Raw genomic sequence first — 23,960 nt, forward strand, 5'->3', positions numbered from 1 at the left:
CTTCACCGGTACTCCGACAGCCTGCGCCCGATGCCCAGTACGGCGCCGGCCGCGCCGAGCACCGCGAGGACCGCGGCGCCGGCGGTGAGGCCGGTCATCGCGTCCAGGCCGTCACTCGCGGACTGTTTGAACTCGCTCGTCTCGTGGTCCAGTGCCTTGTCCAGCGAGGCGTCCACGGCGTTGAAGCACTCGGCCGTCGCGTCCTTGCCGCCGATGACACCGTCACGGGCCTCCTGGTAGTGGCCCAGTTCGTTGTTGTCGCTGACCACCTTGTGACGGGCTATCCACACCGTCATGGAGCTGTTGGCGACCGCTACGGGCTTGCGGCCCGCGGAGTCGTCGGCGAGCGAGTCGGCCATCTTCAGGCCCTTGCCCAGCGCGGCGATCTCCTGGTCGTACCCCCAGTCGTAGGCGTCCACGACCTTCTTGTCCGGGAGGGTCCTCGTCTCCGAGCCGCGGCTGACCAGTGTCAGGTTCTCGTCGCTGCGGGCCTTGAGGGAGGCGATACGGGCGTCGTGCAGCACGTTGAGCGACTTGACCCCGTGGTCGTACGAGGCGTTGAGGCCCGCGCGGGCGAAGCTGTGGCCGACGACCAGCCAGAGCAGGACGATCGCCGTGGCGGCCGAGGCGGCGACCAGGCCGTGGTTCAGCACCCGGTTCGTGCGCTGGTAGTTGCGCCGCTGGGCCCAGGCCAGGCCACCGAGCGCGAGCAGCCCGAGGGCGATCGCGAACCAGGGGTACGGCGTCGCGTCCCCGTAGTCGGCGCTCAGCCGCTGGTTCTCGTTCTTGTAGAGGTCCTGGGCCTTCGGGAGCATCCGGTTCTGCATGGTGTCGTTCGCCGCACGCAGATAGGCGCCGCCCACCGGGAAGCCCTGCCGGTTGTTGGCGCGGGCGGACTCGACCAGGCCCTTGTACTCGGGCAGCAGTTCGTTGAGCTGCTTGATGAGGGTCGCGGACGACGAGCCCGGGTCGGTGTTGGCGGCGGCGGTGACGAGCTTCGAAGCGGCCGTACGCACATCTTTCTCGTATGTCGATCGGGTCGCCGGGGTCTCCTCCAGCCCCGCCAGATAACCGCTCGCCGCCATGGTGTTGGCGTCGGCGAGCGAGCGGTAGATGTCGGCCGCGTCGGAGCTGAGCGGCTGGCTGTGGTGGAGGACGTCGTCGGCGGCCGTCGCCCGGCTGTTGGTCTGCCAGGCGGTGACCGCGCCGAACGCGACCACCAGCACGGCAAGCAGCGCGCCGATGGCACGCAGCCGGCCCGGCTCGGTGGTCGCCGCCGCGCGCAGCCGGTCGACACCCTCGGCGAGCGCCGTACGGCGCGCGGGTGCCGCGTCCGGCGTGCGCCGGGGCGCGGGCGCCCCCGACCGGCCCGGCTGCGGCGGTAGCACCGGCATCGTGGGCAGCGCGGAGCCCGGTGGCGCCGCGCTGCTCTTCGGCGGTTGTGTCACTGCTGACCTCCCCCAGGGTCATCCCGTCGGCGCAAGTATCGCCGCCAGGACTGACATTCCGCACCGGCCTTCACTGGATCTTGATCGGATCGCAGCGTGACGACCGGATTTCCGGCACCACACAACGCCCCGCACCGCCCCCTTGTCCATGAATACGCCGTGGCAATCTGTTCGGTTCCCGGGTGTCAGTGCTCGTAGTGGGCCCGCGCCCTGGCGTGTGCCTCGGGCGGAGCGCCCACGTGGTCCAGGCCCAGCAGGACGGAGCCGAGGACCGGGCGAGCGGTGACCACCCTCGCCACCGCCTTGGGCGCCCGGGCGGCCAGCAACTCCCTTATACGGTCGTCCAGTTGGGGATGGCGGGCGGCGAGGATGCTGCCGCCGAGCAGCACCGGCGCCTCCTCGTCGAGCAGGTCGAGGCGGGCCAGCGCGACCGTGGCCATCGCCACCACCTCCTCGGCCAGCCGGTCGACGATCGAGCGCGCCACCGGGTCGCCGTCCGCCGCCGTCGCGAACAGCACCGGCGTCAACTCGTGCCGCCGCTCGTGCACCACCTGTTCGAGATGCAGGGCCTCGATGAGGTCGTACATGGAGCCCAGGCCGAAGTACGCCGGGAGCGTACGCGCCAGGGCCGTAGGACCACCGCGTCCGTCCTCGGCGCGGGCCGCGTGCCACAGGGCCTCCTCCGCCAGGCCCCAACCGCCGCCCCAGTCACCGGAGATACGGCCGATCGCCGGGAAGCGCGCGATACGGCCGTCGGGGCGCATGCCGGCGCAGTTGATGCCCGCCCCGCACACCACGGCGACTCCGCGCGGCTCGGGGATGCCCGCCCGCAGCACCGCGAACGTGTCGTTGCGCACCTCCACACTCGTGCCCCACCCGCGCGCGTGCAGCGCGGCCGCCAACTGCTCCTCCTCCACCGGGAAGTCGGCGTTGGCGAGACAGGCCGACACATGCTCGACCGCGCTCACCCCCGCGTCCGCGAAGGCGCGGGCGACGGCTTCGGCGACGGTGTCCACGGCCGTCCCGATGCCCACGACCGGGGGCCGGAACCCGCCGCCGCGGGCCGTGGCGAGGACTTCTCCGTCGGCCGCCACGACCGCGACGTCGGTCTTGCTGTTGCCCGCGTCGATGGCGAGGACACTTGCGGTCAGGCCCACGCGAGGTGCTCCCGGTTGTGCGCGATCAACTGGTCGGTCAGGGCTTCGGCGTACTCGTACTGGCCGATCAGCGGGTGCGAGAGCAGCGCCCGGAACACCCGGTCCCGGCCGCCGCGCAGCGCGGCCTCCAGGGCGAGGTCCTCGTACGCCGTCACCTGGGCCATCAGCCCCGCGTACAGCGGGTCGACCTCGGCCACGGCGAGCGGGGTCGGGCCCTTGGCGCCGACGGCCGCCTGCACCTCGATCACCGCGTCGTCCGGCAGGAACGGCAGCGTGCCCCCGTTGTACGTGTTCACCACCTGGTAGGGACTCCCGCCCCCGCCGAGCAGCGAGGCGGCCAGATCGACGGCGGCCTCGGAGTAGTAGGCCCCGCCGCGCTTGGCGAGCAGCGCCGGCTTCTCGTCGAGGTCGGGGTCGGCGTACATCTTCAGCAACTCCCTTTCCATCTCGGCGACTTGGGAGGCCCGGGACGGCTTGGTCCGCAGCTCCCGCACGACCTCGTCGTGCGCGTAGAAGTAGCGCAGGTAGTACGACGGGACGACGCCGAGCCGGTCGAGCAGCACCCGGGGCAGGCTCAGGTCGGCGGCGATGTCGTCGCCGTGTTCGGCGAGCAGCCCGGGCAGCACGTTCGCCCCTTCGGGACCACCGAGCCGCACACCGGTCTCCCAGGTGAGGTGGTTGAGGCCCACATGGTCGAGGTGCACATCGTGCGGGGCGACATCGAGGAGCCCGGCGAACTTCCGCTGGAAACCGATCGCCACGTTGCACAGCCCGACCGCCTTGTGGCCGGCCTGGAGCAGCGCGCGGGTCACGATCCCTACCGGGTTGGTGAAGTCGATGATCCAGGCGTCCGGGTTGGTACGGCGGACCCGTTCCGCGATGTCGAGGACCACCGGTACGGTCCGCAGCGCCTTGGCGAGGCCGCCCGCGCCGGTCGTCTCCTGGCCGACGCAGCCGCACTCCAGCGGCCAGGTCTCGTCCTGCTCCCGGGCCGCCTGACCGCCGACCCGGAGTTGGAGCAGCACGGCGTCGGCGCCCTCGACACCGGCGTCGAGATCGAACGTCGTCACGATCCGGCCGGGATGCCCCTGCCTGGCGAAGATCCGGCGGGCCAACCCGCCCACCAGTTCCAGGCGTTCCGGCGCCGGGTCGACGAGGACGAGTTCCTCGACGGGCAGGGTGTCCCGCAACCGGGCGAAACCGTCGATGAGTTCGGGTGTGTAGGTCGAGCCTCCGCCGACCACGGTGAGTTTCATACGTGGTTAACCCTTCACTCCGGTGAGCGTGACGCCTTCGACGAACGCCTTCTGTGCGAAGAAGAACACGAGGATCACGGGGGCCATGACCAGTACGGTCGCGGCCATGGTGAGGTTCCAGTCGGTGTGGTGCGCGCCCTTGAACGACTCCAGGCCGTAACTCAGTGTCCAGGCACCGGGGTTCTCCGACGCGTAGATCTGCGGCCCGAAGTAGTCGTTCCAGGCGTAGAAGAACTGGAAGAGCGCGACGGCCGCGATACCGGGCTTGGCCATCGGCAGCACGACCCGCAGCAGGGTCCTGAACTCGCCGCAGCCGTCGACCTTCGCCGCGTCCAAGTATTCGTTCGGGATGGTCATCAGGAACTGGCGCAGCAGGAAGATGGAGAACGCGTCGCCGAACGCCATCGGGATGATCAGCGGCCACAGCGTGCCCGACAGGTCCAACTGCTTCGCCCAGAACAGGTACATGGGGATGATGACGACCTGCGGCGGCAGCATCATCATCGAGATGACCAGCATCAGCGACAGATTCCGGCCCCGGAAGCGGAACTTGGCGAGCGCGTACGCCACCGGGATCGACGACACGACGGTCAGCACGGTGCCGAGACCGGCGTAGATGAGGGTGTTCTTCCACCAGGTGAGGAAGCCCGGGGTGTCGAAGACCTTCTGGTAGTTGCCCCACTCCCAGGTGTGCGGGATCAGGTCCCGGCTCAGGGCCTGGCTGTCGCTCATCAGCGAGGTCAGGAACACGAACACGAAGGGGAGTGTGAAGAAGAGCGCGGCGGCGACACCGAGCGAGTGGACCGCGATCCACTCGATGAGCGCCTTGCGGCGGGCGGTGCGCTCGGCGGGGGTCACCGGCGCCCGCAACTCCACGGGTTTGTCGAGTACTTGGGCCATGGGTCAGTCACCTGCCAGGTTGAGCCCGCCCCGGCGCCGCATCAGGAACGCGGTGAACACCATCGACAGGGCGAAGAGGACGAGTGCCACCACGCAGGCCGAGCCGTAGTCGAAGCGCTGGAAGCCGAGGTTGTAGACGAGCTGGGGAAGGGTGAGCGTGGACTTCTCCGGGTAGCCGGGCTCGAACTGCGTACCGGCGCCCTGGATGACACCGGAGGCGACCTTCCCGGCGATGAGCGGCTGGGTGTAGTACTGCATGGTCTGGATCACGCCGGTGACGACGGCGAACATCACGATCGGCGAGATGTTCGGCAGCGTGACGAACCGGAACCGCTGCCAGGCCGAGGCGCCGTCCAACTCGGCCGCCTCGTACTGCTCCTGAGGCACATCGAGCAGCGCGGCCATGAAGATGACCATCAGGTCGCCGATGCCCCAGAGGGCGAGCAGGGTGAGCGCCGGCTTGGACCAGGTGGGGTCGTTGAACCAGCCCGGGGCCGGGATGCCGACCTTCTCCAGGATCGAATTGACCGGCCCGGTACCGGGGTTGAGGAGGAACGCGAACGCCATCGTCGCCGCGACCGGCGGGGCGAGATACGGCAGATAGAAGAGCGTACGGAAGACGCCCGTAGCCGTCTTGATCTTGGTGATCAACAGCCCGACGCCGAGCCCGAACACGACCCGGAGCGAGACCATCACCACGACCAGCCACAGGGTGTTGCGCATCGCGGGCCAGAAGTACGGATAGTTCTTGAAGACGTACGTCCAGTTCTTCGTCCCCACCCACGTCGGCGGCTTAAAGCCGTCGTAGTGCATGAACGAGAAGTAGACCGTCGAGATCAGCGGATACGCGAAGAAGACCGCGAAGCCGATCAGCCAGGGCGACATGAAGGCGAGAGTACGAAGCGCGGACCTGCGGCGCTTCGACGCCAGGGTGATGGTGCTCATCGCGACCGCTACCGCTACTTCGCCTGCGCGATGTCGGTGTCGATCTGCTTGGCGGTGCTCTTCAGGGCCGAGTCGAGATCGGTGACCTTGCCGCTCTCGTAGTCGTAGCCGAGGTTCTGGATGGTCGCCAGATACACACCGCCGTTGATCGAGGCGGGAGAAGTCGTCGAGTACTGGTTCGCCGCGATGTCCAGGAACGTCTTGAAGCGCGGGTCGTACTTCAGCTTCGGGGACTTGAGGGCGGCGAGGGTCGAGGGCACGTTGTGGATGGAATTGGAGAAGCCGACCACCGCGTCCGTGTCCGTGGTGATGTACTTGACGAACTCCCAGGCCGCATTTTGCTTCTTGCTGTTCGCGGCGATACCGGCGATCGTCCCGGTGATGTAGCCCTTGCCGTACTGGGCGACCTGGTCGTCCGGGACGGGCAGCGGCGCGACGCCGATGTCGAGCTTGGGATTGGCGGCCGTGGCCATCCCGAGCCGCCATTCGCCGTCGAGCTGCATCGCGACCTGACCGGTGTGGAAGGGGTGCTTGTCGCCCCATTCGTCACCGAGTGTGGAGCGGTAGCTCTCCAGCTTCTTGAATCCGCCGAGTTCGTCGACGAGCTTCTTCTGGAGGGTGAAACCGGCCTTGAACGCGGGGTCGGTGGCGAGTGCCGACTTTCCGCTCTTGTCGAAGTACGTCGGCGAGAACTGCGCGAAGAGGTGCTCGGTCGTGGTCTCCCAGCCGTGGTAGTCCGGCATGAACCCGAGCTGCGAGTACGTGTCACCCTTCGTGATCGTCAACTTCTTTGCGTCGGCCTCGAATTCGGACCACGTCTTGGGCGGGCCGGCGATGCCGGCCTTCTTGAATTCCGTCTTGTTGTAGTAGAGGCCGTACGCGTCGCCGAGCAGGGGCGCGGTGCAGCGGTTGCCGTCGAACTGGGTGTACTCGTTCATCGCCTTCGGGAACGTCGTCTCCGGGTCGATGCCGTCCTTCTTGAAGAGCGGGTTGAGATCGACCAGGGCGCCCGAGGAACAGAACTTGCCCACGTTGTTCGTCGTGAACGACGAGATCACGTCGGGTGCCTTGCTGCCGCCGGTGCGCAGCGCCTGGTTGATCTTGTCATCGGTCATGTTGCCGACGACGTTCACATGGATGTTGGGGTGCGCCTTCTCGAAGCCGGCGACCAGCGACTTCACGGCGCTCAGCTCGGACGCCGCGCTCCAGGCGTGCCAGAAATTGATGGTGACGTCCTTCGACGCGTCGTCGGTGGCACCGGACGAGGACTGGCCCGTACAGGCGGTGGCGAGGAAGGCGAAGGACGCGGAGGCGGCGACTGCGACAGCCGCTTTCCGGGATGTTATGGACATCTTCTGTGACATTCCGGGCATGGCAAGGTCTCCCAAGGGCGGGGCGGGGTGAGGTGGTTGCGGGAAGCCGGGGGGTGGGTCGAAGGGGGTGCTCAGCGCGAGGTGTCGAAGACCTCGTCGCGGGTGGTCGCCAGCGCGCTCTCCAACGCGCCGCGCAGCACGGGCTGTTCATGGACGTCGCCGACGACGAGCCGGGGCCGCGACGCCGCCAGCTCCTCCAACTCGGCCTGGACGAGGGCACGTAGCGGTTCGCCGCCGGCGGTCAGTGAGGCACCGCTGAGGACGACGAGTTCGGGGTCGAGCACGGAGACGAGCGAGGCGAGACCGGTCGCGAGGTGGGTCGCGTAGATCTCCAGGAGTTGCCGCTGGGGGCCGCTCGTGTGGTCGGCTGCGGTCGCGACGAGGGCGGCGGCGACCTCGGCGTAGGGACCCGTCGGAATCTCGGTGATACCGAGTTCGCGGGCGAGTCCGGGCAGAGCCTGCGAGCCTGCCAGGGCCTGGTAACCACCGCTGTTGGCCTTGGTCACCTGGCGGACCAGGGGTGCGCCCGGCACCGGCAGAAAGCCGACCTCGCCCGCGCCGCCGGTCCAGCCGCGGTGCAGCCGACCGCCGAGAACCAGGGCGGCGCCGAGACCGCCCTCGTTCCACAGCAGCACGAAGTCGCCGTGCCCGCGGGCCGCGCCGAGCCGCTGCTCGGCTATGGCGACGAGGTTCACGTCGTTCTCGTACTCCACCGGCATCGGCAGCGCGGCGGCGAGTTCGTCGAGGAGGGCGGGGGAGTGCCAGCCCGGCAGGTGCGAGGCGTACCGCAGCCGGCCGGTGTTGGGGTCGAAGGCGCCGGGCGTGCCGATGACCAGCCGGTGGATGTCGTCCCTCGCCAGACCCGCCGCCTTGACGGCCCCGTCGAGGGCGTCGGTGACCTGCCGTACGACGGGCTGGGCGGGGCGCCGGCCGGGGGTGGCGAGCTCGAACTCACCCACCGTACGACCGGTGACATCGGCGACGGCGGCGCGGATGCGCTCCGGCGTGACGTCGAGTCCGGCGGCGTGGGCGGCGCCCGGATTGACCACGTACAGCTGGGCGTTGGGGCCCGGCCGTCCCTCACTCGTCCCCGTGGCGAGCACGAGCCCCGCCGCTTCCAGCCGGGCCAGCAGCTGGGAGGCGGTCGGCTTGGAGAGGCCGGTGAGCTTGCCGATCCGGGTGCGGGACAGCGGGCCGTGCTCCAGGAGGAGGTCCAGGGCGGCACGGTCGTTCATGGCGCGCAGGACGCGGGGAGTGCCCGGGGTGCCGGAGGTTCCTGCCATGTCGTACGCCACCTCCCTCTCGAACTGCTTCCAGCCGTCCAGCGTGTCATGTGATCACTGTTAGGAAGGTTTCCTATTGGGTGGGAGGAACGTAAGCCCAGGGCGAAGGGGGCGTCAATAGACACCGCCCCCGAGGCAACAGACTCGTTACCTGCGGGGGCGGTGGGGTGGTGCGCGCGTTATGTGAGCCCTACTGGACGTCGATGTAGTCGCCGGCGGCCGTGGCCGTGCCGGTGGTGGCGGTGCCCGCGAAGACGTAGCGGAAGTAGCCGTCCTTGACCGCCTTCACGGTCGTCCTCAGCGCGCCGCCGGTGCCGGAGGTGACGGTCTTGACAGTGCTGTACGTGCTCGAACCCTTGGCGCGGAACTGCAGCTTGGCCGGCTGCGACACGTACCCGGAGTACTTGCCGGTCTCCCAGTTGGCCCGCGTCAGCGCGCCGGTGACCGTGATGGTCCTGCCCTTCTTCACCGGCTCGGGCGCGGCGTTGGCGGTGAGCTTCGCGGCCCGCTGCACCTTGACCTTGCCCTTGTTGCCCCAGGCCGCGTAGTCGGTCGACGCGCTGATCTTGTCGTCGGAGTCGTCCAGGTCGACGTCGTAGTGGCCGTACATGCCGGCGACGTTCCAGGTGGTCGCGTCGGCGGTCTCGAAGAGGCTGTCCTCCGGGTCGATGGTGATCGTGTCGGAGCAGGATTCGGTGACGGTGGTGTCCGTCGTCGCCGTCGTCGTGCAGGTCGGCGCCATGTTGCCGTCGATCTCGTTGTCCGCGTCCGCGAGCCCGCCGCGGTAGAGCATCACCCCCACGAATGTCGACTTGTAGTCGATGACCAGGTCCGACGGCCGCGTCAGCGTGTACGTCACGGGCACCTTCACCGCGGCGGTGGTGCCGACGACGATCGCCTTCCCCTTGTTGACCGTCACACCGGAGAAGACCAGATCCGGCGTGGCGGCCTGCGCGAGCGGCGCGGCCAGACCGGTCAGGGCCAGGGCACCGGTCAGGGCGGCGCCGATGGCGAGTTTCCTCATGCTTGTCCCCACATTCGAAACGGACCCCTGGGCGTTGCGCTCCAGAACAAGGGCCCGTCGTGGGGCGACTTTAGGCATGGGGAGGCTGCGATGGAAATGAGTTGGAGCTGTGAAGGCGGGTGCATCACGGGTTCGTCACGATGAACAAAGTCGCAGGTGGGAGCGGGCTGACGGATATTTCCCCGATCTACCGCAATGGCGCCACCTGTTGGCCCCTTTTCGGCCACTACGGCTCCGCCGCCGAGGCCGATTCGTGATGTCGTGGGCAGCGGCTGCCAGCCACCTCACAGACTCCTGACTTTTGATCAACCGCGTTTGCGAGAGGCGGGGAACGGGGTGTTGGCGTGAAGGTGTGGGTGGGGTGCTGGCGGGAGGCGGCGTGTGTGTTCGCCGTACCCGTGGTGATCCAGGTCGGCTTCGCATGGTGGGACCGGGGCAGCCTCGGCTGGGGCACGGCGGCCGAGGTCGTGGCGACCGGGGCCGTAGCCAGTGTTGTCTGGGCGGCCGTCACATGGCTGTCGCTACGACACCGGGCCCGCACGTCGGGCATCACCCTCACCCCGGACGCCCTCGCCGGCCGCCAGACACGTCAACTGCGGGCGCTACGGCCCTCCTTGGGCTGGTCCGACCGGATGCGCACGGAACTGAAGTCGTCGGACCGCGCCTCCGTCACCGCGGAGAAGGGTCGCGAGGAGATCTGGTTCCACTGGCGCCCGGGGCGCCGCAGGCGCACGGTGTGGGGCTCGATCACCTTCGACGAGAGGTCGGGGACGGTGCTGCTCGACCTTCGCGCGGGGGAGGCCTATACGGGGGTCTCGGGCTTGCGGAGGGGCGCGTCTTTCGGCGCGTTGTGCCAACTGGCCCGGGGGCTCGGACTGGTGGAGGCCGGAACGTGAAGAGACAGGGGATCGAGTGAGCGAGCTGTCCTGGTACGGCGTCCGGTGCGTGTTCCGGCATCGCGAACTCGGCGTCTACGAGGAGCGGTTGACCCTGTGGCGGGCGGGTTCGCCCGATGACGCGATCGCCCTCGCGGAGTCGGAGGCGCATGAGTACTGCGCTGACCTCGACGGCGTGGAGTACGTCGACTTCGCCGAGGCGTACCGGATGGACGGCGGGCCGGGGGCGGGTGCCGAGGTGTTCTCGCTCATGCGGGAGAGCGGGTTGCCGGTCGGTGAGTACGTGGGGCGGTTCTTCGATACGGGGGCCGAGCGGAGGGGGACCTGAGGGGCACCCGCGGTCTGGGGCTCACATGTCCAGGAAGGGTGCCGTGTCCAGGGTGGGATACGGGGCAGGGAGGGGCAGGGGCTCGCCCAGGTCCACCTTCGACTCCGTGTCGTAGTACGCCTTGGTGGGGTCGTCGCCGGGGAGGACGGGGGTGGTGTGGCAGTGGGCCGTCTTCGTCTCGCGGTTGATCAGACCGGGACTCCCGCGGCGGCGTAGGTACGGAGCTTCGGGCCGGTGTCCGTCTCGTGGTCGGTGGACGTGACCTCGCCTACCAGGGCGATCGTGTCGATGGGGTACCAGCCCTTGTGCGTCTTGCGGTACGACTCGTCGAGTTCGGTGGGCTCGCGGCGAAGGACGTAGAAATCGGGGATGACCAGCGCCATGGCCTTGCTGTGCTTGTAGTCCGGCTGCGGCGGCAGGATGGCCATCCCCTCGACGTACTCGGGTCGAATCGGCGTCGTCGACGCCTCCTCGATCGCGATCAGTGCCCCGGCAGAACGCTCAGGCATTCGGAGGCCCCGTGACCTGGGATTCCGCCACTACTACCGCGTAGAAGGCCGCTGCGAAGAAATAGGCGAAGCAGCCGCCGTCTGCGGCGAGTCCGCGTTGGAGTACACCGAAGGCGCCGCGACCGCCTCCACCGGATCCGCCGCGTCCTCCGCCGGGTCAGCCGTCGCCCCGCCCACGATCCGGATGTTCGCCTCGTCGAAGGCCCGCTTGACGCGCCAGCGGAGTTCGCGTTCGACGCCGACGGACTTGCCCGGCATGGTCTTCGCGGAGAGGCGGACGACCATCGAGTCGATGAGGACGCTGTCGAGGCCGAGGACCTGGATGGGGCCCCAGAGGAGTTCGTTCCAGGGCTCCTCCTTGCTCATGCGCTCGCCGACCGCGTCGAGGGTGGCCTTCACGCGGTCGAGGTTCTCGGAGGAGCGGACGGTGACGTCGACGCCGGCCGTGGCCCAGCCCTGGGAGAGGTTGCCGATGCGCTTGACCTCGCCGTTGCGGACGTACCAGATCTCGCCGTTGTCACCGCGCAGCTTGGTCACGCGCAGGCCGACCTCTATGACCTCGCCGGAGGCGACGCCCGCGTCGATCTGGTCGCCGACGCCGTACTGGTCCTCCAGGATCATGAAGACGCCGGAGAGGAAGTCCGTGACGAGGTTGCGGGCGCCGAAACCGATCGCCACGCCCGCGACACCGGCGGAGGCGAGCAGCGGGGCGAGGTTGATCTCGAACGTGCCGAGGATCATCAGCGCGGCCGTGCCCAGGATCACGAACGACGCCACCGACCGGAGGACCGAGCCGATCGCCTGGGAGCGCTGGTGGCGGCGTTCCGCGTTGACCAGGAGACCGCCCAGTGCCGTGCCGTCCACCGACTGGACCGTCCGGTTCATCCGGTCTATCAGCTTGGTGATCGCCCGCCGCACCGTCATTCTCAGCACCGCCGCGATCACCAGGATCAGCAGCACCCGCAGACCGATCGCCAGCCAGGTGGACCAGTTCTGCTCCACCCAGCTCGCGGCGTTGGTGGCGCTCTCCTGGGCGTCCTGGAGCGTGGGCACGGTCACCGCGGTCTCCGAGGGGCTCGGAGAGGGCGACGGCGATGCGGCGGCCAGTAGGACGGCGGACAAGGACACGGCAGGTACCTCCAGGTGCTGCGTCTGCCTCCGGCATGGTCCGGCAGGAGCAAGGTCACGAATAGGTCACCGAGAAGGCAGGTCCACCACACTATCGGGGCATCGTGTGTGGATCGTTGCCATGTTCGGGGGAGAGGCTGTGCCCAGCGGGGAATGAACAGGTGGGACGAGTCCACACCCGTCCCGGCGCTGCATCACATGTGGTCGAAAACACTCCCAGCCCGTTACCGGGACATGGTGGCGCTTCCACCAGGCATGAGGGGAGACTGACTACAGATCGTCCCGGCGCGAGCCACGCGCCGCCGACGCACAAGGAGGCATCCGTGCCGCATGTCCTGGTCCTCAACGCGTCGTACGAGCCACTCGGCGTCGTACCGCTCCGCCGCGCGCTCGTCCTCGTCCTGGAGAACAAGGCTGTCTCCCTTGAGGAATCCGGCGCCTTTATGCACAGCGCAACCGTCACAGTCCCCGCACCCAGCGTGGTCCGGCTCAAGCGATTCGTACGGGTTCCCTATCGGGGGCCCGTTCCTCTTACCCGGCGGGCGCTGTTCGCGCGCGACGGGGGCCGGTGCATGTACTGCGGTGGCGTCGCAACCAGCGTCGACCATGTCATTCCGCGCAGCCGCGGGGGCAAGCACGTCTGGGACAACGTGGTGGCGTCCTGCCGCCGCTGCAACCACGTGAAGGCCGACCGACATCTCTTCGAGATCGGCTGGCGGCTGCGCCACAAACCCGCCCCACCATCCGGCCTGGCCTGGCGCATCATCGGGACAGGCCATAGGGACCCGCGCTGGCTGCCGTACTTGCAGCCGTACGGCGCGGAGGACGCGATGGCCCGGATCGACGGCATCTCCGCCTGACGATCCGGGCTTTTGTGCACCCCCTGTACGGCGGTACGGAGTCGTCCGCCCCGGCAGCCCCCCGTGCTGCCGGGGCGGACGGTCATGCGTAGCGCAGCTCGCCCTGCCGTACCGAGCGGCGCAGCAGCGGCAGTGAGGTGGCCGCCGCCAGCAGACAGCACGCGTAGACGCCGACCGGGACCAGCAGCGCGGTGTACGGCACCGGCACGCTCGTGTGCTGCGAGACGGCGGCGCCGTACCAGAAGCTGATCGCCGCGCCGCCGAGGCCCGCCACCGCGACCGCGGGCAGCAGTGGCAGCGCGGTCTCCAGGAGCAGCGCCCGGGACAGCACGGAGTGCGGCACCCCGGCGGCGACCTGCGCGGCCAGGCCCCTGCGCCGGGTGGCGAGGGACTCGGCGGTGCCGACGGCCAGGCCGGTCAGGACGAGCGCGAGGGCGAGGGCGATCGCGGCGGCCATGAGGTCGATGCCGGTCGTGTAGTAGCTCATGTGCGCGGCGAGGTGGCCCCGGTCGCGCTTGTCGGCCAGGTCCGCGAGCAGGATCTGGCGTACGCCCGCGAAGCCCGAGCCGACGACCGTCACCAGCAGGACCGCCGCATGGGTCCGGGCGGTCGCCCAGGGGTCCTCGCGCAGCCGTTCCGCCGCGATCAGCAGCGCGGGGCGCCCGGTGCCGGCCGCGAGGCCCTCACCCAGTTGGCGGGACGAGACCCCGGACAACCAGATCGCGGTGAGGCTGAGCAGCACCGCCAGGACGAACACCGTCACCGGGCCGAGCCCGAAGGAGACCGGGCTCCCGAAGACCGGGGTCAGGGCGATGCCCACCGCCGTCACGGCGAGCAACCGGACCGCCGTACGGAACAGCCGCCCCGGCCCGCGCACCGCCGGTACTCGCCGCACCCGGCCCAGCGGATCGGCCACCACCCGGCGCAGCGCCACCGCGCTCACCACCGCGCCCAGCACCGGCACGGCCGCCACGACCAGGACCGCACCGGCCCAGACCGTGCCGGACGGCAGCAGCGGTACGACGGCCGCCGTGGCACCCGCCGCACCGGCCAGGCAGGCGAGCCCCGACTCCAGCGCCGCGATCCGCCGCACCTGCCAGGGCCCGGCCCCCGCCAGCCGCAGCGCGGCCAGCCGCCGGTCCCGGTGTACCGCCCCGATCCGCGCGCACTGCCCGAGGAACCCGAGCACCGGGATCAGCAGCAGCCCGAGCGTGAGACTCACGTTCCGCCGGTCACTGGGCGAATCGAACAGCCCGGACCCGAAGGACACGGAGTAGAACCCGTCCAACGACAGCAGCCCTATGACGACCAGAGCGATCCCCGTCGCCAGTGCGGCCCCCGCCGCCGTGAGCCCGGCCCGCCACCACTCCCGCCGGTCCGAACCCCGGGTGAGCAGCCAGGCCAGCCGCAGATCGGACCGCAGGGACCTCACGCGGTCACCCCCGCCGTCGCCACGGTCCCGTCCGTCAGCCGGATCTCACGGTCCGCGTACGCCGCGACCTGCGCGTCATGGGTGATCAGCAGGACCGCCGTACCGCACTCGCGGGCCGTGCGGACCAGGGCCGTCATCACCTGCTCGCCCGCCAGGGAGTCCAGCGCGCCCGTCGGCTCGTCCGCGAAGACGACCTTCGGGCCGGTCACCAACGCCCGTGCCAGCGCCGCCCGTTGGGCCTGGCCGCCGCTCATCTCACCCGGCCGCAGCTCGGCCTGCCCGCGCACCCCGAACCGCTCCAGCCACTCACCGGCCCGCGCCTGGGCGTCGGCGCGGGTGGCGCCCGCGAGCAGCAGCGGCAGCGCGACGTTGTCCACCGCCGTCAGCTCGGGTATGAGCTGCCCGAACTGGAAGACCACCCCGAACTCGGTGCGCCGCAGCTCGCTGAGCCGCTTCTCGGGCAGTTCGTCCAGCCGCTCCCCGGCATACGTCACCGCCCCCTCGTCCGGGCGCACGATCCCGGCCAGACAGTGCAGCAAGGTGGACTTTCCGCTGCCGCTGGGCCCCGTGACGGCGAGGATCTCGCCGGCCGCCAGCTCGATCGAGGCGCCGCTCAGCGCCCGGCTCCTGCCGTGCGTCTTGGTGAGGTCACGGGCCGTGAGAAGCGGCACCTTGTCGTCCCCCATGTCGCTCATGCTGTGTCGACCTCCGCGGTCAGAGTGGTCAGCCGGGCCGCCGTCGTCGCCATCCAACGGAGGTCCGCGTCAAGGTGGTTGAGGGCGTAGTCCGCCGAGAGCACGGTCGCCAGGTCGCTGCCCTTGGCGGTCTTGACCGCCGTGAGTTCGCGCATCCGCTCCATGTGGGCGGCGCGTTGGGCCCGCAGATACGCCTCCGGGTCGCCGCCGGACAGGATCGAGACGACGACCTTGGCGAAGATCTCGTTCGTCACGAAGGGCGCGGGCGGCGCGATCTCCCCGGCCCAGCGCGCGAGTTCACGCGAACCGTCGGCCGTCGTCCGGTACGCCGTCCGCTCCGGGCCGCCGTCCGAACCGGTGCCGTCGATCTCCGCGAGACCGTCCCGGACCAGCCGCTGGAGGGTCGTGTAGACCTGCCCGTAGGCCAGTGGGCGGGCCCGCGGGAATCGTTCGTCGTGGCGTCGCTTGAGGTCGTAGCCGTGGCTCGGTCCCGAGGCGAGCAGGCCCAGCAGGATGTGGCGGGTGCTCATGGCCCTCAGTATGCACCCGATACATGTACTGAGTGAATAGTGATCAGCGGAAAACTACGGGGTGCGCGGTGCGGGAGTGGCCGCGGTGCCACCCGTGCCCCAACCTGGAGGTCTGCCCTCGCGTCCACTGGGTAGGGCTGCGGTAACCAGTCCGTCGCCCGATCCGACAAGGAGGCCACCGTGGCCGCTTCGGCATCACTTCCGCTCCCGGCCCGCTCCAAACGCACCGCGGAACCGTCCGCCGACCTCGAAACCGACCTGTTCTTCGTCGACGCAGAGGGAGCCTGGGCCGAGGCCCCGCTGACCAGCGAACCGCCGCTGGCCGACGCCGAACCCCTCACCAGCGAACCCCCGCTCGCCGACACCGTCCCGCTGACCAGCGAGTCCGCCGCGATGGGCGCGCCGCTCACCAGCGAGGCGGGACTGATCGACGACCCGATGACGACGAGCGGTGAATTCGCCGCCCTGGCCGACCCGTTCGCCGACCCGGACTCGACGAGGCCCTAGATGACAGCTTCCCGGCCGGCCGAACCCCTCGGCGAGGAGCTGTCCCGCCTCGCCGAACTGCACGGCGTCGCCACCGCCTACCGCCCCTCCCCGGACCGCACGGTCCCGGCAGCGCCCGGCGCGGTCGTCGCCGTCCTGGCCGCCCTCGGCGTCGACGCGAGCACCCCGCAGGCCACCGCCGCCGCGCTCGCCGCCCGCCAACAGGAGCTGGCCGAGCGGCTGTTGGAGCCGACCGTCGTGGGCCGCCACGGCAGTACGCCCGCCGCGCTCGACGCGCTGCCCGACGGCACCCGGCTGCACATCAGGACCGAGCAGGGCGAGACCCGGGCGAGCGCCGACCAACTCCCGCCCGGCATCCACCACTTGACCGCCACCGCGCCGGACGGCCGCACCGCCGAGGCCCACCTCGTCATCGCCCCGGACCGGTTGCCCACGCCCACCGGACGCTCGTACGGGCTGATGGTCCAGGTCTACTCCCTCCTCTCCCGGCACTCCTGGGGCATGGGCGACCTCGGCGACCTCGGTGAACTCACCGCCTGGGCCGGGCGGTCGCTCGGCGCCGGATTCGTCCAGGTCAACCCGCTGCACGCGGCCGTACCCGGCGCGCCCACCGACCCCTCGCCCTACCGCCCTTCCTCGCGCCGCTTCCCCGACCCGGTCTATCTGCGCGTCGAGGACATCCCCGAGTTCGCCTACGTCGGGGAAGCGGACCGGGACCGGCTGCGCGGACTCCTCGACCGGGCCGCCCGACTGCGCGAATCCGTCCTGGAAAAGGACGCGTTGATCGACCGGGACGCCGTCTGGGAGGCCAAACGGGAGGCGCTGGAACTCGTCCGCCAGGTCCCGCTCGGGCCCGGACGCCGCGCCGCCTACGTCGACTTCCTCGCCCGGGAGGGCGAGGCGCTGGAGGACCACGCCACCTGGTCCGCGCTCGCCGAGACGCACGGCTCCGACTGGCACCGGTGGCCCGCCGGCCTGCGCGACCCGCGCTCACCCGAAACCGCGCGCGCCCGCACCGAGTTGATGGACCGCGTCGACTTCCACTGCCGCCTCGCCTGGCTCACCGACAGCCAACTCACCGCCGCCCAGCGGGCCGCACGGGAAGCGGGCATGCCGGTCGGGATCGTGCACGACCTCGCCGTCGGGGTGCATCCCGACGGCGCCGACGCCTGGGCGCAACAGCGGTACTTCGCGGCCGGCATGTCGGTCGGCGCGCCCCCGGACGCCTTCAACTCCCTCGGCCAGGACTGGGGGTTGCCCCCCTGGCGCCCCGACCGCCTCGCCGAGTCGGGCTACGCCCCCTACCGCCGGCTGCTCCGCGCCCTCTTCCGCTACGCCGGCGCCCTGCGCATCGACCACGTCATGGGCCTCTTCCGCCTGTGGTGGGTCCCCCAGGGCCGCCCGCCCACCGAGGGCACCTACGTCCGCTACGACGCCGAGGCCATGCTCGCGATCCTCGCCCTGGAGGCCTCGCGCGCCGGGTCGGTCGTGATCGGCGAGGACCTCGGGACCGTGGAGCCGGGTGTGCGCGAGACGCTGCGGGAACGCGGGGTGCTCGGCACCTCGGTGCTGTGGTTCGAGCGGGACTGGGACGGTGACGGCCGTCCCCTCGACCCAGGGCGCTGGCGCGCCGACTGTCTGGCCACCGCCACCACCCACGACCTGCCGCCCACCGCGGCCCGCCTCACCGGCGAACACGTCGAACTCCGCGACCGGCTCGGCCTGTTGACCCGGCCGGTGGAGGAGGAGCGGATCGAGTCCGCCACCGATGTGGGGGAGTGGCTGGCCCTGCTGTCCGGGCTCGGCCTGCGCGAACCGGCGACGGGCGGCGGCCGGCCCGCGTCCGAGGAGGAGGCCGAGATCCACGCGGTCCACCGCTTCCTGCTGCGCACCCCCGCCCGCATGATCGGCGTCTGGCTCCCCGACACCGTCGGCGACCGCCGCCCGCAGAACCTCCCCGGCACCTGGGACCAGTACCCGAACTGGCGCCTGCCCCTCGCCGACGCGGACGGCCGCCCCGTGACCCTGGAGGAACTGGCCGCGTCGCCAAGACTGCACGCGTTGGTGGAGGTGCTGCGGGCGGGGCTGGATGCGGGCCAGGGGGGCGGTGGGGGCGGGGGCCCCTGAGGCCCGTACGCCGCATTAGTCACCCACGTACGCCGCCTACTCCACCCCCGCAGGCCCCATACGGCACCCCCGGGCGCGCGGCTCGTTCGGGCGTTCGCTACTTTTGCACCGTGGACAAGAAGAACGCCCTGCGCGCCGGCGCCCTGGCTGCCGGTACGACGCTGATGATGCTGCTCATGACGTCCCCCGCGCTCGCGCTCACCCGCGACGACGGTGACGACCCGGGCCACGGCCTGAGTGTCGCCGAGACGCTGGGGCTCTATGTCCTGTGCCCGCTCGCCCTGTTCGCGATCATCGCGGGCCTCGTCATGGCGCTGGACAAGTCCAAGGACCGCGCGCCGAAGGCCAAGCCGGGCACGAAGACCGGCGCCGAGGCCACCGCCGACGCGAAGGTCTGACCCCACCTTTACCGGAGGGCGTCCGCCTCACCCACAGCGGTGAGGCGGACGCCCTTCGCATGTACTCTCACGGGCTCGGTGCCGTCAGATAGCGCTGCACCGTGGGCGCGAGCCAGGCCACGATCTCCTCGCGGGCCAGAGCCACGGCCGGCGGGAAGCGCAGCACATAGCGGGTGAGCGCGAGCCCCAGGAGCTGGGAGGCGACCAGTCCGGCACGCGCCGGTGCCTGCTCCGGATCGGGGCACGCCTGCCGCGCGACCGGCATCAACTGGTCCCGGAAGATCTCCTGCATCCGCTCGGCCCCGCCCTGGTTCGTGGCGCCGACCCGGAGCATCGCCGTCAGCTCCTCGTTCTCCTCCCACATGGCGAGGAAGTGCGTCACCAGGGCGTGACCGACCTCGCCCCGCGCCGCCGAGGTCAGGTCCGGCAGCCGCAGGTCGTAGGAGACGGCCGCCGCGAAGAGGCCCTCCTTGTTGCCGTAGTAGCGCATCACCATCGACGGATCGATCCGCGCGTCCTTGGCGATGGCGCGGATGGTGGCGCGCTCGTAGCCGTCGGCGGCGAAGCGCTCTCGGGCGGCTTCGAGGATGGCGGCGCGGGTGGCGTCGGAGCGGCGGGGGGTGGTGGTGCTGGGACTCGCGTTGTCGCTGTCGTTCATGCCAACAAGCGTAGGCCAACAGGTGTTGACAGTCCAGGGAGCGGGTCCTAGTCTCGTCATCGAGCGTTGGCAAACAACCGTTGGCAAACGCACGTTGGCATCAGGAGGCCACCATGAACGGCACCGACACCAGCACGAGCACTGTCATCGTCGTGGGCTCCGGTCCCACCGGTCTTCTCCTCGCCGGTGACCTCGCCACCGCCGGTGTCCCGGTCACCCTGCTGGAGAAGCGCCCCGAGAACATCAGCAACCTGTCCCGCGCCTTCGTCCTGCACGCCCGTACCCTGGAGCAGCTCGACGCCCGCTCCCTCGCCGACGGACTCGAAGCCCTCGGCCAGCCCCTCGACCGGCTCCGCCTGTTCGGCCGCCTCACCGTCGACCTCACCCCTCTCCCCTCCCGCTTCAACCACCTCCTCGTCCTCCCGCAGTACGAGGTCGAGAAGGCGCTGCTGCGGCGCGCGGTCGAGGCGGGCGTGGACTTCCGGTACGAGACCGAGCTGACCGGACTGACACAGGACGCGGACGGGGTGACCGTCGAGGTGCGCGGGCCCGGCGGGGAGTCCGGGTCGCTGCGGGCCGCGTACGTCGTCGGCGCCGACGGGATGCGCAGCCCGGTGCGGAACGCGATCGGGCTGCCCTTCCCCGGCCATTCCGTCATCCGTTCCGTCGTCCTCGCCGACGTACTGCTCGACGAGCAGCCGGAGACCCTGCTCACCGTGGCCACCGTCGGCGACGCCTTCGCCTTCATCGCGCCCTTCGGGGACGGCTACTACCGGGTCATCGGCTGGAACCGCGCCCACGACGTCGCCGACGACGAACCCCTCGAACTCGACGAGATCAAGGAGATCGCCCGGCTCGCCCTCGGCCGTGACTTCGGCATGCGGGACGCCCGCTGGATGTCCCGCTTCCACAGTGACGAGCGCCAGGCTCCCTCCTACCGGGTGGGCCGCGTCTTCCTGGCCGGCGACGCCGCGCACGTCCACACCCCGGCCGGCGGCCAGGGCATGAACACCGGCCTCCAGGACGCGGCCAACCTCGGCTGGAAACTCGCCGCGGTGATCCAGGGCCACGCGCCCCGGACCCTCCTCGACACCTACCAGGCCGAGCGCCACCCCGTCGGCAAGGCGGTCCTGCGCAGCAGTGGCGGCATCGTCCGCCTCGCCATGGCCAAGCGCCCCTGGACCCTCGCCCTGCGCGCCGCCCTCACCACGGTCCTCGACCATGTGACCCGGGCCCGCCGCAAGGCCCTCGGCCAGCTCACCGGCATCGGCTTCGCCTACCCGGCCCCGCGCGGCGCCCACCGTCTCGTCGGCACCCGCGTCCCGGACGTGACCCTCGCGGACGGCGGCCGCCTCTACGAGGCGCTGCGCGGCGGCCGGTTCGTCCTCGTCACCCCGCAGGCCTACGGCACGAAGGACACCCGCGACGGCCGGCTTGCCGCGGAGCACTGGGCGAGCGACCGGCGTACGGCGCTCCTCGTGCGCCCCGACGGATACGTCGCCTGGGCCGCGGACGCCGTGGACCCGGCCGGGATCGAGGCGGCCCTCGCCGAGCACGTCGGCTGAACGGGGCTGCCAGGGGCGGCTACCGCTCGGTCGAGGACAGCAACTTCCGCAGCAGGTCGGCCAGTTGGCCGACCTGCTGCTCGTCGAGGCCGGACAGGGCCGCCGTCTGGACCGCGAGCCCGGAGACGACCGCCGTGTCGATCAGCGCCAACCCCTTCTCGGTCAGGGTGACTTGGAGACCGCGGCGGTCGTGCGGGTCGGGGGAGCGGCGGAGCAGTCCGGCCCGTTCCAGCTTGTCGAGGCGGCCGGTCATGCCGCCCGTGGTGAGCATCAGCGTCGCGGACAGCTCGCGCGGCGAGAGGGTGTACGGAACGTCGGCCCGGCGCAGGGTCGCGAGGACGTCGAACTCGCCGCGCGAGACGCCGTACGACGCGTATGTCTTCTCCATGCGGTCGCCCATGGCCCGGGAGAGCCGGAAGACCCGCCCGAAGACCTCCATCGCGGCGGTGTCGAGGTCGGGCCGCACCGCAGCCCACTGTCCGACGATCGCGTCGACGGGGTCCTTGTCGTTCATGGGACGAGTATCCGCTGCCCGCTAGGTCGGTCGCAAGAAAGCGGCTTGACGCTAAGTTGCTTAGCGGTAAGCTAATCACCATCGACCTACTTACCGCAGACCTACTCCGGCCTCTGCTGAAAGGCGCGTCTCCCATGGCCAGTCGCCCGGTCCTGACGGCCGCTCTCACCGCCCTCGCCCCCATCTCCTGGGGCACCACCTACGCCGTCACCACCCAGTTCCTCCCGCCCGACCGCCCCCTGTTCACGGGCCTGATGCGCGCCCTGCCCGCCGGCCTGGTGCTCCTCGCGCTCGCCCGGGTGCTGCCGCGCGGTGCCTGGTGGGGGAAGGCGACGGTGCTCGGCGCGTTGAACATCGGCGCCTTCTTCCCGCTGCTGTTCCTGTCCGCGTACCGGCTCCCCGGCGGCATGGCCGCGGTCGTCGGCTCGGTCGGGCCGCTGATCGTCGTGGGCCTCTCGGCGGGACTGCTCGGGCAGCGGCCGACGGCCCGGAGCGTGCTCACCGGCGCCGTCGCGGCCTTCGGTGTCAGTCTCGTCGTACTGAAGGCGGCCGGGGCACTCGACCCGACAGGTGTGCTCGCGGCCCTCGCCTCCACCGCGTCCATGTCCACCGGCACCGTGCTGACCAAGCGCTGGGGCCGCCCCGACGGCGTGGGCCCGCTCGCCCTCACCGCCTGGCAGCTCACCGCGGGCGGTCTGCTCATCGCGCCCGTCGCCTTCCTGGTCGAGGGGGCGCCACCCGCGCTCGACGGCCGGGCGGTCGGCGGCTACCTCTACCTCGCGCTGGCGAACACGGCGATCGCGTACTGGCTCTGGTTCCGCGGCATCGGCCGGCTCTCCGCGACCCGGGTCACCTTCCTCGGCCCGCTGTCCCCGCTGACCGCGGCCGTCGTCGGCTGGGCGGCGCTCGGGCAGGCGCTCACGCCTGTGCAGATGGCGGGGATGGCGGTGGCGTTCGGGGCGACGGTGGCCGGGCAGGTCGGGGCGCGTACCCCGGGCGTTCCCCTTCGAGAGGTAGCGTCACGCGGGAACGCCGTGACGCAACGCCGGAGGCACCCGTGGCCGAAGAGTTCTGCCCCAGTTGTGGCAAACCGCTCACCGCACGCGCGGGCCGTACCGGCCGCCGTTCCGTGTACTGCTCCGCCGCCTGCCGGCAGAAGGCCTACCGCGAGCGGCAGGGCAGCGTCGGACCCGGTGTCGACGGGCTGATCAAGGAGATCGGGCGGCAGGTGGAGGAGTTGGTGCCGCAGCCGCCCTCCGTTCTCTACTCCGGTGTGACGGAACTGTCGTCGTCCGTCGCGAAGTTGAGGCGAGTGGCGCGGACCGCGCGGGACACCGCCCAGGAATCCGTCACACCCGCGTCCGTTACGGAATCCCCTGCCGTCGCTCAAGTCCCGGTCGACGAAGGCGACTTCGCCGCCCTCGTCGAGTCCCACCGCCGTGAGATCCAGGTGCACTGCTACCGGATGACCGGTTCCTACGACGACGCCGAGGACCTGGTGCAGGAGACGTTCCTGCGGGCCTGGCGGGCCCGGGACACCTTCCAGGGGCGGGCCGGTGCCCGGACCTGGCTGTATCGCATCGCCACCAACGCCTGCCTGGACTTCCAGCGCCGTACGGCCCGCCGACCGAAGCGCTACGAACCGTTGCCCGGCATGAACCACGGCGGCGGGGAGCCGCCCGCCCGGATCACCTGGCTCCAGCCCTACCCCGACGACGAGTTGCCCTCCGCCGAGGAGCAGCCCGAGGCCGCCGCGGTGTCCCGCGAGACCCTCGAACTGGTCTTCCTGGCCGCCGTCCAGCATCTCCCGCCGCGCCAGCGCGCGGTGCTGGTGCTGCGGGACGCGCTCGGGCTGAGCGCCGCGGAGACCGGCGAGGCCCTCGACATGACCGTGGCCTCGGTCAACAGCGCGCTGCAACGCGCCCGCCCCACCCTGCGCGACCGGCTGCCCGGCCGTCGCGCGGACTGGACGAGCGCCGAGCCCACCGAGCACCAACGCACCCTGGTCAAGCGGTACATGGCCGCCGCCGAACGCCTCGACCTGTCCGAGGTCGCCGCCCTGCTCAGCGAGGACGTCACCCTCACCATGCCACCGAACCCGTTCTGGTTCACCGGCCGCGAGGCGATCGTGGAGTTCCTGAGCGTCAGCCTCGACGTCGACTCGCCCATGTTCTTCGGCCATTGGCGCCATCTCCCCGCCCGCGCCAACGGGCAGCTCGCGGCCGGGGGTTACGTCCGCCGGCCCGGTACGACGGTCTACCGCGCCCAGGTCCTCGACGTGCTCCGCTTCGACGCCGACGACCGGATCGCCGAGATCACCTCCTTCGAGCCGCACCTGTTCCCGGCCTTCGGACTGCCCCTGCGGCTGTGACCGATGAGTGGTGCGCGGTCCGTGCGTCTGTATGACCGACATCGACATCAGCCACT

Annotated in this window: 24 protein-coding genes; 9 read left to right on the forward strand and 15 right to left on the reverse strand. The window is 70.8% G+C overall.

Features of this window, described 5'->3' with window-relative positions; genetic code table 11:
• Positions 1-2 precede the first annotated feature (2 nt).
• From AB0M63_RS40480 to AB0M63_RS40515, 8 genes are all read right to left on the reverse strand, one after another.
• Entirely contained in the window at positions 3-1,394 is a 1,392-nt protein-coding gene (locus AB0M63_RS40480; protein WP_366022960.1) for a hypothetical protein, read from the reverse strand.
• Between the two features lie 239 nt (positions 1,395-1,633).
• The gene (locus AB0M63_RS40485) at positions 1,634-2,605 is read right to left on the reverse strand and encodes a BadF/BadG/BcrA/BcrD ATPase family protein (protein ID WP_366022899.1); all 972 of its coding nucleotides are present in this window, start codon (positions 2,603-2,605) and stop codon (positions 1,634-1,636) included.
• Positions 2,596-3,861, reverse strand: a complete 1,266-nt coding sequence (locus AB0M63_RS40490; RefSeq protein WP_366022900.1) for a 6-phospho-beta-glucosidase — start codon at positions 3,859-3,861, stop codon at positions 2,596-2,598. Before AB0M63_RS40490 ends, AB0M63_RS40485 begins: the two co-directional genes overlap by 10 nt.
• Positions 3,862-3,867: 6 nt before the next feature.
• The gene (locus AB0M63_RS40495; RefSeq protein WP_366022901.1) at positions 3,868-4,761 is read right to left on the reverse strand and encodes a carbohydrate ABC transporter permease; all 894 of its coding nucleotides are present in this window, start codon (positions 4,759-4,761) and stop codon (positions 3,868-3,870) included.
• 3 nt (positions 4,762-4,764) lie between these two features.
• Positions 4,765-5,706 (reverse strand): sugar ABC transporter permease, encoded by a 942-nt coding sequence (locus tag AB0M63_RS40500; RefSeq protein WP_262058107.1) that lies wholly within the window; start codon positions 5,704-5,706, stop codon positions 4,765-4,767.
• Positions 5,707-5,720: 14 nt separating this feature from the next.
• Entirely contained in the window at positions 5,721-7,079 is a 1,359-nt protein-coding gene (locus AB0M63_RS40505) for an ABC transporter substrate-binding protein (RefSeq protein WP_366022902.1), read from the reverse strand.
• 71 nt (positions 7,080-7,150) lie between these two features.
• Positions 7,151-8,362: an ROK family transcriptional regulator gene (locus AB0M63_RS40510; protein ID WP_366022903.1), complete on the reverse strand. Its 1,212-nt coding sequence runs from the start codon at positions 8,360-8,362 to the stop codon at positions 7,151-7,153.
• A gap of 190 nt (positions 8,363-8,552) precedes the next feature.
• Positions 8,553-9,386, reverse strand: coding sequence for a hypothetical protein (locus tag AB0M63_RS40515; RefSeq protein WP_366022904.1), 834 nt, complete (start codon positions 9,384-9,386; stop codon positions 8,553-8,555).
• Positions 9,387-9,730: 344 nt separating this feature from the next.
• On the opposite strand from AB0M63_RS40515, the gene AB0M63_RS40520 reads away from it, so the two are divergent.
• Both AB0M63_RS40520 and AB0M63_RS40525 read left to right on the forward strand, forming a co-directional pair.
• Positions 9,731-10,282: a hypothetical protein gene (locus AB0M63_RS40520; protein ID WP_355901482.1), complete on the forward strand. Its 552-nt coding sequence runs from the start codon at positions 9,731-9,733 to the stop codon at positions 10,280-10,282.
• A 16-nt stretch (positions 10,283-10,298) separates the two neighbouring features.
• Positions 10,299-10,610, forward strand: coding sequence for a hypothetical protein (locus AB0M63_RS40525; RefSeq protein WP_366022905.1), 312 nt, complete (start codon positions 10,299-10,301; stop codon positions 10,608-10,610).
• A 188-nt stretch (positions 10,611-10,798) separates the two neighbouring features.
• On the opposite strand, the gene AB0M63_RS40530 is transcribed toward AB0M63_RS40525, so the two are convergent.
• Entirely contained in the window at positions 10,799-11,119 is a 321-nt protein-coding gene (locus tag AB0M63_RS40530) for a hypothetical protein (protein ID WP_366022906.1), read from the reverse strand.
• A 33-nt stretch (positions 11,120-11,152) separates the two neighbouring features.
• Positions 11,153-12,247 (reverse strand): mechanosensitive ion channel family protein, encoded by a 1,095-nt coding sequence (locus AB0M63_RS40535; RefSeq protein ID WP_355901488.1) that lies wholly within the window; start codon positions 12,245-12,247, stop codon positions 11,153-11,155.
• A gap of 323 nt (positions 12,248-12,570) precedes the next feature.
• Between AB0M63_RS40535 and AB0M63_RS40540 the strand changes: the two genes are divergently transcribed.
• Positions 12,571-13,107: an HNH endonuclease gene (locus AB0M63_RS40540; RefSeq protein ID WP_030609777.1), complete on the forward strand. Its 537-nt coding sequence runs from the start codon at positions 12,571-12,573 to the stop codon at positions 13,105-13,107.
• Between the two features lie 82 nt (positions 13,108-13,189).
• Here the strand turns inward: AB0M63_RS40540 and AB0M63_RS40545 are convergent, their stop codons facing one another.
• From AB0M63_RS40545 to AB0M63_RS40555, 3 genes are read right to left on the reverse strand one after another with little or no spacing between them, the layout of a single operon-like run.
• Positions 13,190-14,539 carry an ABC transporter permease gene (locus AB0M63_RS40545; RefSeq protein ID WP_366022907.1) on the reverse strand — a complete coding sequence of 450 codons (1,350 nt, stop codon included), beginning with the start codon at positions 14,537-14,539 and terminating at the stop codon, positions 13,190-13,192.
• Positions 14,536-15,234 carry an ABC transporter ATP-binding protein gene (locus AB0M63_RS40550; protein ID WP_366022908.1) on the reverse strand — a complete coding sequence of 233 codons (699 nt, stop codon included), beginning with the start codon at positions 15,232-15,234 and terminating at the stop codon, positions 14,536-14,538. Before AB0M63_RS40550 ends, AB0M63_RS40545 begins: the two co-directional genes overlap by 4 nt.
• The gene (locus AB0M63_RS40555; RefSeq protein ID WP_366022909.1) at positions 15,231-15,764 is read right to left on the reverse strand and encodes a PadR family transcriptional regulator; all 534 of its coding nucleotides are present in this window, start codon (positions 15,762-15,764) and stop codon (positions 15,231-15,233) included. The genes AB0M63_RS40550 and AB0M63_RS40555 overlap by 4 nt, the downstream gene beginning before the upstream one ends.
• Positions 15,765-15,944: 180 nt before the next feature.
• Between AB0M63_RS40555 and AB0M63_RS40560 the strand changes: the two genes are divergently transcribed.
• From AB0M63_RS40560 to AB0M63_RS40570, 3 genes are all read left to right on the forward strand, one after another.
• Positions 15,945-16,271 carry a hypothetical protein gene (locus AB0M63_RS40560; RefSeq protein ID WP_366022910.1) on the forward strand — a complete coding sequence of 109 codons (327 nt, stop codon included), beginning with the start codon at positions 15,945-15,947 and terminating at the stop codon, positions 16,269-16,271.
• A complete protein-coding gene (gene malQ / locus AB0M63_RS40565; RefSeq protein WP_366022911.1) occupies positions 16,272-18,398 on the forward strand; it encodes a 4-alpha-glucanotransferase in 2,127 nt (708 codons plus the stop codon). It begins immediately after the preceding gene.
• Between the two features lie 110 nt (positions 18,399-18,508).
• Positions 18,509-18,796, forward strand: coding sequence for a hypothetical protein (locus tag AB0M63_RS40570; RefSeq protein WP_355901501.1), 288 nt, complete (start codon positions 18,509-18,511; stop codon positions 18,794-18,796).
• A gap of 67 nt (positions 18,797-18,863) precedes the next feature.
• Here AB0M63_RS40570 and AB0M63_RS40575 read toward each other — a convergent pair whose 3' ends face one another.
• The gene (locus AB0M63_RS40575) at positions 18,864-19,454 is read right to left on the reverse strand and encodes a TetR family transcriptional regulator (RefSeq protein WP_355901503.1); all 591 of its coding nucleotides are present in this window, start codon (positions 19,452-19,454) and stop codon (positions 18,864-18,866) included.
• A 113-nt stretch (positions 19,455-19,567) separates the two neighbouring features.
• On the opposite strand from AB0M63_RS40575, the gene AB0M63_RS40580 reads away from it, so the two are divergent.
• Entirely contained in the window at positions 19,568-21,019 is a 1,452-nt protein-coding gene (locus tag AB0M63_RS40580) for an FAD-dependent monooxygenase (protein ID WP_366022912.1), read from the forward strand.
• 19 nt (positions 21,020-21,038) lie between these two features.
• Here the strand turns inward: AB0M63_RS40580 and AB0M63_RS40585 are convergent, their stop codons facing one another.
• Entirely contained in the window at positions 21,039-21,533 is a 495-nt protein-coding gene (locus AB0M63_RS40585; protein ID WP_366022913.1) for a MarR family transcriptional regulator, read from the reverse strand.
• A 134-nt stretch (positions 21,534-21,667) separates the two neighbouring features.
• Between AB0M63_RS40585 and AB0M63_RS40590 the strand changes: the two genes are divergently transcribed.
• The gene (locus tag AB0M63_RS40590) at positions 21,668-22,741 is read left to right on the forward strand and encodes an EamA family transporter (RefSeq protein ID WP_366022914.1); all 1,074 of its coding nucleotides are present in this window, start codon (positions 21,668-21,670) and stop codon (positions 22,739-22,741) included.
• Positions 22,663-23,904, forward strand: a complete 1,242-nt coding sequence (locus AB0M63_RS40595; RefSeq protein WP_366022961.1) for a sigma-70 family RNA polymerase sigma factor — start codon at positions 22,663-22,665, stop codon at positions 23,902-23,904. The genes AB0M63_RS40590 and AB0M63_RS40595 overlap by 79 nt, the downstream gene beginning before the upstream one ends.
• Positions 23,905-23,960 lie beyond the last annotated feature (56 nt).

This window comes from Streptomyces sp. NPDC051576 (assembly GCF_040681835.1).
In the GTDB taxonomy this organism is placed as follows: Bacteria; Actinomycetota; Actinomycetes; order Streptomycetales; family Streptomycetaceae; genus Streptomyces.

Excerpts from the sequence above, each read along its gene's own strand:
- AB0M63_RS40480 (WP_366022960.1), bottom strand. The coding sequence starts at position 1,394 with ATGCCGGTGCTACCGCCGCAGCCGGGCCGGTCGGGGGCGCCCGCGCCC.
- AB0M63_RS40490 (WP_366022900.1), bottom strand. The coding sequence starts at position 3,861 with ATGAAACTCACCGTGGTCGGCGGAGGCTCGACCTACACACCCGAACTC.
- AB0M63_RS40495 (WP_366022901.1), bottom strand. The coding sequence starts at position 4,761 with ATGGCCCAAGTACTCGACAAACCCGTGGAGTTGCGGGCGCCGGTGACC.
- AB0M63_RS40500 (WP_262058107.1), bottom strand. The coding sequence starts at position 5,706 with ATGAGCACCATCACCCTGGCGTCGAAGCGCCGCAGGTCCGCGCTTCGT.
- AB0M63_RS40505 (WP_366022902.1), bottom strand. The coding sequence starts at position 7,079 with ATGCCCGGAATGTCACAGAAGATGTCCATAACATCCCGGAAAGCGGCT.
- AB0M63_RS40510 (WP_366022903.1), bottom strand. The coding sequence starts at position 8,362 with ATGGCAGGAACCTCCGGCACCCCGGGCACTCCCCGCGTCCTGCGCGCC.
- AB0M63_RS40515 (WP_366022904.1), bottom strand. The coding sequence starts at position 9,386 with ATGAGGAAACTCGCCATCGGCGCCGCCCTGACCGGTGCCCTGGCCCTG.
- AB0M63_RS40530 (WP_366022906.1), bottom strand. The coding sequence starts at position 11,119 with ATGCCTGAGCGTTCTGCCGGGGCACTGATCGCGATCGAGGAGGCGTCG.
- AB0M63_RS40550 (WP_366022908.1), bottom strand. The coding sequence starts at position 15,234 with ATGAGCGACATGGGGGACGACAAGGTGCCGCTTCTCACGGCCCGTGAC.
- AB0M63_RS40555 (WP_366022909.1), bottom strand. The coding sequence starts at position 15,764 with ATGAGCACCCGCCACATCCTGCTGGGCCTGCTCGCCTCGGGACCGAGC.
- malQ (WP_366022911.1), top strand. The coding sequence starts at position 16,272 with ATGACAGCTTCCCGGCCGGCCGAACCCCTCGGCGAGGAGCTGTCCCGC.
- AB0M63_RS40575 (WP_355901503.1), bottom strand. The coding sequence starts at position 19,454 with ATGAACGACAGCGACAACGCGAGTCCCAGCACCACCACCCCCCGCCGC.
- AB0M63_RS40580 (WP_366022912.1), top strand. The coding sequence starts at position 19,568 with ATGAACGGCACCGACACCAGCACGAGCACTGTCATCGTCGTGGGCTCC.
- AB0M63_RS40585 (WP_366022913.1), bottom strand. The coding sequence starts at position 21,533 with ATGAACGACAAGGACCCCGTCGACGCGATCGTCGGACAGTGGGCTGCG.
- AB0M63_RS40590 (WP_366022914.1), top strand. The coding sequence starts at position 21,668 with ATGGCCAGTCGCCCGGTCCTGACGGCCGCTCTCACCGCCCTCGCCCCC.